Origin of the sequence: Flavobacterium sp. (assembly GCF_049590715.1) — a bacterium.
Lineage (GTDB): Bacteria > Bacteroidota > Bacteroidia > Flavobacteriales > Flavobacteriaceae > Flavobacterium.
Genome location: NZ_JBAWDL010000276.1, coordinates 18053 through 28555 on the forward strand (window position 1 = coordinate 18053; position 10503 = coordinate 28555).

Below are 10503 nucleotides of genomic sequence, written 5' to 3' on the forward strand. Positions count from 1 at the left end.
TAAATATATTGAGAATCAAAATTCACCACAAATTACACAAATTTTAACAAATTTCTGAAGTTAATTTCGTTAACAAAAAAACCGCCAATTTTCATTGACGGTTTCCCTTATCTTCTCTTTTTAGAAATTTACTTCTTTCCAAATTTCCATTCAAATTCATCTTTATCATTGATGATGGCTCCTAATTCGAATTTTACCACTTCGTCAAATTCGGTTTGAAAAATAATCCAGTTTTCATCATTGAAATAGTTTTCAAAAGTATCAAACTCTTCTTGAGTAAACTTGGTGATGTTTTTCTTTGCCAACTCTTTTTTGACATCACCAATTTTTTGACCGATGATTTTATTACCAAACAATTCCAAAGCAGCACTTGAAGCTACAATATACCCTAGTTTAAAATCTTCATCGTGATAAAAAGTCAAACGCATTTTAAGGCTGTTGTACACTAAAATTTGGTGTCCGTCCTCGTCTTTATATTCTTTTGAAGGTTTACCATAAATTGCTGTAACATCTTTTTGTTTCATTCCAAAAAGCAATTTATCGATACCGTTTTTTAAATTTATTTTCATTTTTTTATTAAGGAATTAAGATTTAGGAATTGGGATTTATAAAAACCAAGACACTTATTGTTTTGTTTCACAAAGATTCTCAAAGATAACACAGAGCTACACAAAAATATTTTTTTCAAACACAAATTACACAGATTAGCACAGATTGTTTTCACAGTTTTATGTTTTTAACCAAAACCTATAAATACTTTTTCTTTGCGCCTTAGTGTCTTTGCGGTTAAACTGAACACTAAAAAACTGAATACTGAACACTTATTTACTCCTCTTCCTCATGAAACTCATCGTAACGAGCAGGAATTTGTGGATCGTATAACGCACATTTGAATTCCTCCATTACACTGACTAGTTTGTCCATCGTTTTTCCTTCGGTTCCGTAACAATCTATTTGGATACTTTGAGTTGTTGTTTTTACTTGAAAAGCACCTTTCCCTTTTGGGTTTTGCCAACTGTTCTCATCTACTTTTTCCCATGTAGCAAATACTGAAGCGATTCGGTTTAAGATCACTTGTACTGGAAGTATTTCAAGTCCTTCCACCGTTTCTTCCTCAATAAGTGCTTCATACACTAATTGATGATTCAAATAAACTTCTTCTAGGTATTGCCAAAATAGTAATTCGTACATTTTTTTTGGGGTTATGGGTTATTTGTTAGGAGTTAAATGTCGGTGCATGGAAGTTAGGAATTGATTGTTTGGAATTCATAAATAGTTGCACAAAATTCCTAGCCCTGATAGAAGCGACATCCTTTTTTGCCTTTTTCAGGCAAAAAAGATATAGCGGATAGCAGGAAATAGCTCCTAAAAATTTTAAATTCCAAAACCCCTAACCCTTAACAAATAACTCTTCACTTTTTAATACTCGAAAGTACCGTATTCGCTGGTAATCGTTAATTTCTTAGCATCTGCCGCTTCTACTCTACCTACGATTTGAGCATCAACATTGAATGATTTTGAAATGGCAATAATATCTTGAGCGACAGTTTCAGGAACGTATATTTCCATACGGTGACCGCAGTTGAATACTTGGTACATTTCTTTCCAATCGGTTTTAGATTGCTCTTGAATCAATTGAAACAAAGGGGGTACTGGAAACAAATTATCCTTGATGATGTGAAGATTTTCAACAAAATGCAAGATTTTAGTTTGTGCTCCACCACTACAATGCACCATTCCGTGGATATCGCTTGAATTATATTTATCTAAAATGGTTTTGATGATTGGCGCATACGTACGTGTTGGCGAAAGCACCAATTGTCCCGCATCAATCGGGCTATTTTCAACAGCATCCGTCAATTTTACTTGACCAGAATAGATTAATTCGTTTGGCACTGCTGCATCAAAACTTTCTGGATATTTGGTAGCCAAATATTTTTCGAAAACGTCATGACGAGCTGATGTCAATCCGTTACTTCCCATTCCGCCGTTATAGCTTTTTTCATAAGTTGCTTGACCAAAAGAAGACAAACCTACAATCACATCACCTGCTTTGATATTTGCATTATCAATTACTTTGTTACGTGGCATGCGCGCCGTAACTGTTGAATCAACGATGATGGTACGCACGATATCGCCTACATCAGCTGTTTCTCCACCTGTTGAATGGATGGTTACTCCAAAAGAATCTAATTCTTTAATCAACTCCTCAGTACCATTTATGATAGCCGAAATAACATCAGCAGGAATTAGGTTTTTATTTCTTCCAATGGTTGAAGAAAGCAAAATATTATCTGTTGCACCTACACACAATAAGTCATCGATGTTCATAATCAATGCATCTTGCGCAATGCCTTTCCAAACAGATAAATCACCGGTTTCTTTCCAATACATATATGCTAGAGAGGATTTTGTCCCTGCTCCATCGGCATGCATAATCAAGCAATAATTCTCGTCTTGTGTTAAATAATCTGGAACGATTTTGCAAAATGCTTGTGGAAATAATCCTTTATCAATGTTTTTTATGGCGTTGTGCACATCTTCTTTGGATGCCGAAACACCTCGAAGTGCGTATCTTTTTGAAGTATCTGAACTCATGAATTGTAATTAGGTAAGCGGGTTATAAACAACTGTTTTGAGGCGCAAAGATAACTTTTTTTTGGTTTTAATTTACTGAATTTGACAACTGTTTTTTTCATTTCGCAGCTAGTAAAACTATTCCTTAAAACAACAAAATGAGCTACCTAAATGAATAGATAGCTCATCTTTAAACAAAAACCAAAGTTCTAGTTCTTTATTAATTTTGACTCATAGGTATTTTTATCACTAATCACTTTGACAAAATAAATCCCTTTATTCAACTGTGACACGTTGATTTTCTCAACAGTATTTTGAGATAAAAAAGCTTGTTTTTGAACTATTTTACCTGCCGCATCTGAAATTACCACCTCTGAAATCATCTCATTCAATGCAGAAACCGTTAACTCATTTACTACAGGGTTAGGATAGATTTCAACATTATTTTTAATTTCTGTTTTCGCTCCTTTTATAGTTGTCTCATCTACTTTTCCTGGTTTCAATCCATTTAAAATAGCATCTATAATGGCTGCTTGTTGTTCTGACGTAATACCTCCTGCGTTTGTATTTTTTGCTGTAGTATTAAATGTTAATTGATACGTAAAATCACTACCATAACAGTCGCATTCAGGTGTGTACATCCCGATGATATACAATTTATTATTTGCAAAAGTATATCCTGGAAAAGTAGTTGTAAGGTTCCAAGCCGTAGCCGATGGTGTCCCTGCAAATGGAGGTAAATTACTTCCTGTATTATTTCCGTGTGCAAAAGTACTCCAATCAATCACTACAGAAGGATACGAACTCACCTCAGCTACAAACCAATGGTACTTGCGACAATCTCCTTTAATCCCATCATCTGAAGTTGCAATCGTATTTACCGAAGCAATTATAGCATTAGTAGTTCCGTCATGTTGTACCGTAATCGCCAATCCTGGATCACTCAAAACACCTACATAAATATCATCAATTGCCAGATCATTACCGTCACCATTCCCCATTTCATCAAGATAAATTCGGATCGTTTCACTAGTTCCTGTTGCGGTAAAAGTGATATTTTCATTTTGCCAAGCACAAGCATTAGTTGTCGCCATATTTACAGTAAACACGGGTGAGCTTGTTGTTCCTGCTTCCATTCTAACTTTTGGAAGTATGTCAAATGTACATTGTTTCATGTTTTTGAAATTGGCACAAAAACGATATGTATCTCCTTTGCGCAAACCTGTAATTGTTTGTTCCCAAATTACAGATGAACCAGATTGTTGTGTTTTTCCGTTTACCGTTAAATACTTAGTATTAGAAGCATAAAGAACTGGATCAACACAATAGGAATGATCCGTAACTGTTGCACCAAAAGCCGCAGCTGTATTGGTCACATTGAATTGTCCTGGATAAGTAGCTGGATTCATTGTGTAAGCACTAGAAAAACCTGTATTTCCTGCTTCGAAATTACCATTCATTACTAAATTCTCAGCATCACAACAATACGATCCTAAATCATTTTTGCAAAAACAAATATCATTATTAAATCCTGCAACTTGACCATATTGGACTCCTAAAACTGGATTTGTAGAATATTGTACCACTGTTTGTGTATTTCCATTCAAATCAATTAAGTCGAAAGTTAATTTTGCTACCACATCATAACAAGTTCCTGGCGTTTGATTTGGAAAATCAGTTGCTGCAACATCAACAGTATAATTAGAACCCACAATCGTAGTGGCTGGAATAGTACTTAATAAAGTACCACTTTGATAGATTTCGAAACTAATCTGAACATTTGTCGCAAGCTTAGGGACAGTAAAATTACCTTTAAAAGTTTGCTTAGACTCAATACAATCATGTCCTTTTAAATCCAAATCAATAACGCCTTCCGAAGTATTTTTACAGGTTGTACAGGTGTCATCAAGATACGTATAGCCATTGTGAGCTCCCGCAGAACAGTCTGAATTGATGAACATAATTACCACTTCCTGACCAATATGGCTTGACAAATCCAAATAAGCACATCGCCAATCTCTATAATATTTCACTCCCTCGGTTGGTGAATTAGTGGCACTAATAAAAGGATTAGAAGGTGCTGCAACATCAACTATTTTATCAATTGTCACTCCTGACATATCCACGGCTTCGGCAACAAAAAACACTTCTGAACCACTGATGCTTCCATCAGGATTAGAGTGGCTTTTATCCATTACCAAAGCATATTGAAAATAATATTTTGCATTGGCCGCTGTGACTACAAAACGTTTTGCTACACCTTCAGCACCAAAACCCGGTTGATCATTTCCTAAACGAAGGGATTGTGTACCTGACGACCCAGGTGCCGTTTTAGACATAGAAAAAGAAGGAGTTGCCGCTAACAAAAGAGCATCAGTACCTACCGTTTCAATTGAAGTAAAATTTTGTCCAGAAGCTATACCTGTGTAAGGCAATGTTAACACCCCTGGATTTAACGTTAACCCATTCTCGATAGGAGTTGTTGTGATTCCGTGTTTCAAACTCAAACCCGTCCAGCCACTATACCCGCTTTCAAAACCAGAATTAACACATGGATCTTTAGATACTTTTATATTTTGTAAAACAGATTGAATTTGGGCAGACGACTTAAAAGAAGGTCCTGACTGACTTTTGATAAATTGTTCAATATCTCTGGATTTAACTTCCTTCGACCAACTTAAATCATATTCGTAATGCAGTTTTGCATTTTTGACAGTTATTAATGTGTCTTGATATTTTTGTGCTGAAACAGACCAAGATACCAAAACGAACAAGCCGATAATTAGATGTACAATTGTTTTCATAATAAAAAAATTTGAGGTTAATAAAAATTACATGAACACATGCAACTCTATATCCACTCACATTTACAATTGTTACCCCTAATTTTAAAATAAAAACAAAAAAAAATACCTATCGGCTAGGATAGGCATTTTTAGATACATAAAATTTGCTTTTATTTGGTCAACAAAAGCTCTCTATATTTGGTTAAAGTCCATAATTCATTATCAACTAAAAGCTCCAGCTTATCACAGTGCTCTCTGATGATTTCAAAATATGGTTTTACATTATTACAATAGGCTTCGGCCATTTTTTGAGCATCAGCCATGACATTTGCTTTTTTCCTTTCATTAGTCATTTCGACTACTTTGGAATTGATCCCTTCGATATGTTTCGAAATGTTTTTGATTAATCGAATTTGCTCTTTGGCTATCGTTTCAAAATCAGAACCAAAAATATCTTTCAAACCTTTTACATTCTCAATTAAAGTATTTTGGTAACGAATCGCTGTTGGAATTACGTGATTCGTAGCAATATCACCCAATACGCGTCCTTCGATTTGGATCTTCTTAGCATATTCTTCCAATTCGATTTCATAACGAGCTTCGACTTCAATCTTATTCATAATTCCCATTTCAGAGAATAAATCCAACGCTTGTTTTGAAATTTTAGCTTTCAACGCATCTGGAGTAGTTTTAAAGTTACTCAAACCTCTTTTAGCGGCTTCTTTTTCCCAAGCTTCACTATAGCCATCACCTTCAAAAAGGATTTTTTTGGATTTTTTGATGTATTCACGTAATACATTAAAAATCGCATCATCTTTTTTCATGGTTTTATTTTCGATCAAAGCATCGACTTCAATTTTAAAGTCTTTTAATTGTTTGGCCACAATCGTATTCAAAGTAGTCATCGCATTTGAACAGTTAGCGGTAGAACCCACAGCACGGAATTCAAATTTATTTCCAGTAAAAGCAAAAGGGGATGTTCTATTTCTATCGGTATTATCCAAAATTACTTCTGGAATCTTCCCTACTACATTCAGTTTTAAATCGGTTTTCTCTTCAGGAGATAATTTACCTGTAGTTACTTCTTTTAATTCATCTAAAACCTTTGTTAATTGTTCACCAATAAAAACCGATATAATTGCTGGCGGAGCTTCATTTGCTCCTAGACGATGGTCATTACTAGCAGTAGCAATAGATGAACGCAATAAAGACTCATAATCATTAACCGCTTTGATCGTATTGATAAAGAAAGTCAAGAATTGCAAATTCGTCATCGGCGTTTTACTTGGACTTAACAAATTAATCCCAGTATCAGTCGCTAATGACCAGTTATTGTGTTTTCCTGAACCGTTTACTCCTTTGAATGGTTTTTCGTGTAATAACACTTTAAAATAATGACGTTCTGCCACTTTTTGCATCACATCCATCAGCAAACAGTTGTGGTCAACGGCTAAATTTGTTTCTTCAAAGATTGGAGCAAACTCAAATTGATTGGGTGCTACCTCATTGTGACGCGTTTTTACTGGAATTCCTAGCAACATACACTCTTGCTCTAAATCACGCATATAAACCAATGCACGTGTAGGAATCGCTCCAAAATAATGATCGTCTAATTGTTGTCCTTTGGCCGAAGTATGTCCTAACAAGGTCCTTCCTGTCATCATAATATCCGGACGAGATTCGGCCAAAGCCTTATCAATCAAGAAATATTCTTGCTCCCATCCTAAGGTTGCTGTAACTTTTTTTACATTTTTATCAAAATATCTACATACTTCTGTGGCAGCTTCATCAATTGCCGATAAAGCTCTTAATAATGGAATTTTATTATCCAATGCTTCTCCTGTGTAAGAGATAAAAACCGTTGGAATACAAAGTGTGGTTCCAAAAATAAATGCTGGAGATGTTGGATCCCAAGCAGTATATCCTCTGGCTTCAAATGTATTTCGGATTCCGCCATTTGGAAAACTAGAAGCATCAGGTTCTTGTTGTACCAATTGAGCACCACCAAATTTCTCTACAGCATCTGATCCATCCAAAGAAGTTTCGAAGAAAGCATCGTGCTTTTCAGCTGTAGCTCCAGTCAGTGGCTGAAACCAGTGTGTATAATGAGTCACGCCTTTAGACAAAGCCCATTCTTTCATCCCCATAGCGATATAATCCGCTAGCTTTCTGTCAATTTTTGTTCCATGCTGGATTGCACTTTGAACTGCTTTGGAAGCATCCGAAGTAAGGAACTGCCTCATTGCTTTTTGATTAAAAACATTGGAACCAAAAATGGCCGATTTTCTTCCAGATTCTTCAAAATGAACTGGTTTTCTAGTGGAAGCTTCTCTCAAAGCTTGAAAACGTATTGTTGACATATCTATGTGTATTTCTAGAATGAATTATTAGTTTTACAAATATAACAACTATAAATTGTTTAGAAATAATTCAATTCACAGATTTTTCATTTTCGACATAATAAAACCACCTACAAATCCATAAAAAACTATTTTAAAAAACCGTATTCCCTTCAGATCCTAATCTTATACCTTTCAAACATAAATAAAAGACCCCCGGATTTTTAAGGAGAGAGGTACTATTTCATGTAATTAAATACAAAATGATTCTTAAAAAATTACAAAATTACTCATTAGCCCCCCTCAAAATGATTATTTCTAAATTATCCACCCAAAAAAATGTAGTAATCTAAAAAATAATACCATACCCTATAAAAAACACCCCCTAATTTTCGGCTATAAAAAAAAACTTCTATATTTGCACTGTTAAAAATTATTAAATAAAATTTACATAGTTATGGCTAAAATAAAATTAGAATACCTTTGGTTAGATGGATACGAACCAACTCAAAATCTTAGAAGTAAGACTAAAGTTGAAGAACATGAAAATTTTAAAGGAACATTAGAAGAAATAGGACTTTGGTCTTTTGATGGTTCATCTACGAGACAAGCTGAAGGTGGTTCATCTGACTGTTCATTGATGCCTGTTGCTATTTACCCAGATCCAGCACGTATAAACGGATACCTTGTAATGTGTGAAGTTATGAATGCTGATGGTACTCCACATCCTTCAAACGGAAGAGCTACTATCAATGATGATAACGATGATTTCTGGTTTGGTTTCGAACAAGAATACTTCATTATGGATACTAAAACTCAATTACCATTAGGCTTCCCTGTTGGTGGATATCCAGCTCCACAAGGAATGTACTATTGTTCAGTTGGTGGAAAAAACACACACGGAAGAAAATTAGTTGAGGAGCATGCTGATTTATGTATCGACGCTGGTTTGAACTTTGAAGGTATTAATCAAGAAGTTGCTGCAGGACAATGGGAATTCCAATTGTTTGCTAAAGGAGCTAAAAAAGCAGGTGATGAAATCTGGGTTGCTCGCTATTTATTAGATCGTTTGACTGAAAAATATGGTTACTACATCGAATACCACCCAAAACCACTTGGAAAAGACATGGATTGGAATGGTTCAGGTATGCATGCTAACTTCTCTAACGAAGTATTAAGAACATGCGGAGACAAAGAAGTATACGCAAAAATTTGTGAGGCTTTCCGTCCTGTAACTGCTGAACATATTGCAGTTTACGGAGCTTACAACGATCAACGTTTAACTGGTTTACACGAAACGGCTTCTATCCACGATTTCTCTTGGGGAGTTTCAGACAGAGGATGTTCAATCCGTATTCCATTAATCGCAGTACAAAAAGGATACAAAGGATGGTTGGAAGATAGAAGACCAGCATCTAACGGTGACCCATACAAAATTGCTGCAAGAATCATCAAAACAGTTAAATCTGCTTTGTAATTCTTTCTTAATAAAACAAAAAGTGCCTTCCACAAGAAGGCACTTTTTTTATGCACTAATTTCTTAATTTAGTATTAAAATATTTAAAAATGATACCAGCAACAAGTATCTTTGAATTTCTAAAAATATAGTAATATGATTGTTTGGATTTGTTTCATAAGTGCCATTTTAGTTTTTCTTGCCTTGGATTTGGGTATATTCAATAAAACACCTCATGAAATTAGCTCTAAAGAAGCTGGCAAATGGACCGCTATTTGGGTTTCATTATCCTTTATATTTTCAGGAGTTATTTATTGGTTATACCAAAACAATTATGTTTCGAATCCTGATCAATTAAAACCCGCAGTAGCCTCGATGAAATACATCACAGGGTACTTAATAGAACTTTCTTTGAGTGTTGATAATATTTTTGTAATTGCCATTATTTTTGCCGCTTTTAAAATCCCTAAAAAATACCAACATCGGGTTTTGTTCTGGGGAATTATTGGCGCCATTATTTTTAGAGGAATCATGATTTATTTTGGCGTCCTTATTATCAATAAATTTGCTTGGACAACCTATCTCTTCGGTGCATTTCTTCTTTACACTGCTGTAAAAATGCTTTTTTCAAAGGAAGAAGAAGAATTCAACCCCAAGAAATCATTTGTTTATCGTTATTTACGAAAACTCACCCCCATAACTACGCAAATTGATGGCGAACACTTTTTTGTAAAGAAAAGACACATTAAAGCTGCAACCCCATTATTTGTTGCGCTTATCGTTATCGAAGTAATGGATGTTGTTTTTGCACTTGACAGTGTTCCTGCTATTCTAGCCATTACTTCCGATCCATTTTTAGTCTTTAGTTCTAATATTTTTGCTATCTTAGGATTGCGTTCTATGTATTTCTTTTTGGCTAATATGCTGGAACGATTTAGTTATCTTGAATATAGTTTAATTGCTATTTTAAGTTTTGTGGGACTCAAAATGCTAATCCATGATTTTTTCAAAATACCCGAATGGGCATCACTTGGATTTATAGCAGTATCTCTTTTGACTGGAATTATCGTTTCTTTGAGAATGAATAAGGAAGTCAATAGCGAAAGCTTATAATATAACAAAAACGGACTATCAAATGATAGTCCGTTTTTATTTAAATAGAAATTTAATCTTTAGTTTTTTACAAATTTCAATGTGGTTGTTCCTACTCTAATAAAATATAACCCTTTTATTAATGTTGAAACTGGTATTTTTTGCTCAGTATGAACTTCACCTTCTAATACTTTTAATCCTAACAAATTATAAATTTCAAACTTTTGAACTGTATCTAAGCCTGAAACTACAA

At 34.6% G+C, this 10503-nt stretch carries 8 protein-coding genes; 2 read left to right on the forward strand and 6 right to left on the reverse strand.

What is annotated here, in order from left to right; all coding sequences use genetic code 11:
• Positions 1 to 128: 128 nt before the first annotated feature.
• The 5 genes from WBQ70_RS12325 to WBQ70_RS12345 form a co-directional block, all read right to left on the reverse strand.
• Entirely contained in the window at positions 129 to 569 is a 441-nt protein-coding gene (locus WBQ70_RS12325; protein WP_423914676.1) for a hypothetical protein, read from the reverse strand.
• A 256-nt stretch (positions 570 to 825) separates the two neighbouring features.
• Positions 826 to 1191: a hypothetical protein gene (locus WBQ70_RS12330; RefSeq protein WP_423914678.1), complete on the reverse strand. Its 366-nt coding sequence runs from the start codon at positions 1189 to 1191 to the stop codon at positions 826 to 828.
• Positions 1192 to 1419: 228 nt separating this feature from the next.
• Positions 1420 to 2598 (reverse strand): AIR synthase related protein, encoded by a 1179-nt coding sequence (locus WBQ70_RS12335; RefSeq protein ID WP_423914681.1) that lies wholly within the window; start codon positions 2596 to 2598, stop codon positions 1420 to 1422.
• Positions 2599 to 2786: 188 nt separating this feature from the next.
• A complete protein-coding gene (locus WBQ70_RS12340) occupies positions 2787 to 5381 on the reverse strand; it encodes a T9SS type A sorting domain-containing protein (RefSeq protein ID WP_423914683.1) in 2595 nt (864 codons plus the stop codon).
• 152 nt (positions 5382 to 5533) lie between these two features.
• Entirely contained in the window at positions 5534 to 7723 is a 2190-nt protein-coding gene (locus WBQ70_RS12345; RefSeq protein ID WP_423914685.1) for a glutamine synthetase III, read from the reverse strand.
• A gap of 436 nt (positions 7724 to 8159) precedes the next feature.
• Between WBQ70_RS12345 and WBQ70_RS12350 the strand changes: the two genes are divergently transcribed.
• Positions 8160 to 9179, forward strand: a complete 1020-nt coding sequence (locus WBQ70_RS12350; protein WP_423914687.1) for a glutamine synthetase beta-grasp domain-containing protein — start codon at positions 8160 to 8162, stop codon at positions 9177 to 9179.
• 135 nt (positions 9180 to 9314) lie between these two features.
• Positions 9315 to 10271, forward strand: coding sequence for a TerC family protein (locus WBQ70_RS12355; RefSeq protein WP_423914689.1), 957 nt, complete (start codon positions 9315 to 9317; stop codon positions 10269 to 10271).
• Between the two features lie 59 nt (positions 10272 to 10330).
• Here the strand turns inward: WBQ70_RS12355 and WBQ70_RS12360 are convergent.
• The coding region (locus WBQ70_RS12360) for a T9SS type A sorting domain-containing protein (protein ID WP_423914693.1) at positions 10331 to 10503 on the reverse strand (173 nt) is incomplete at its 5' end.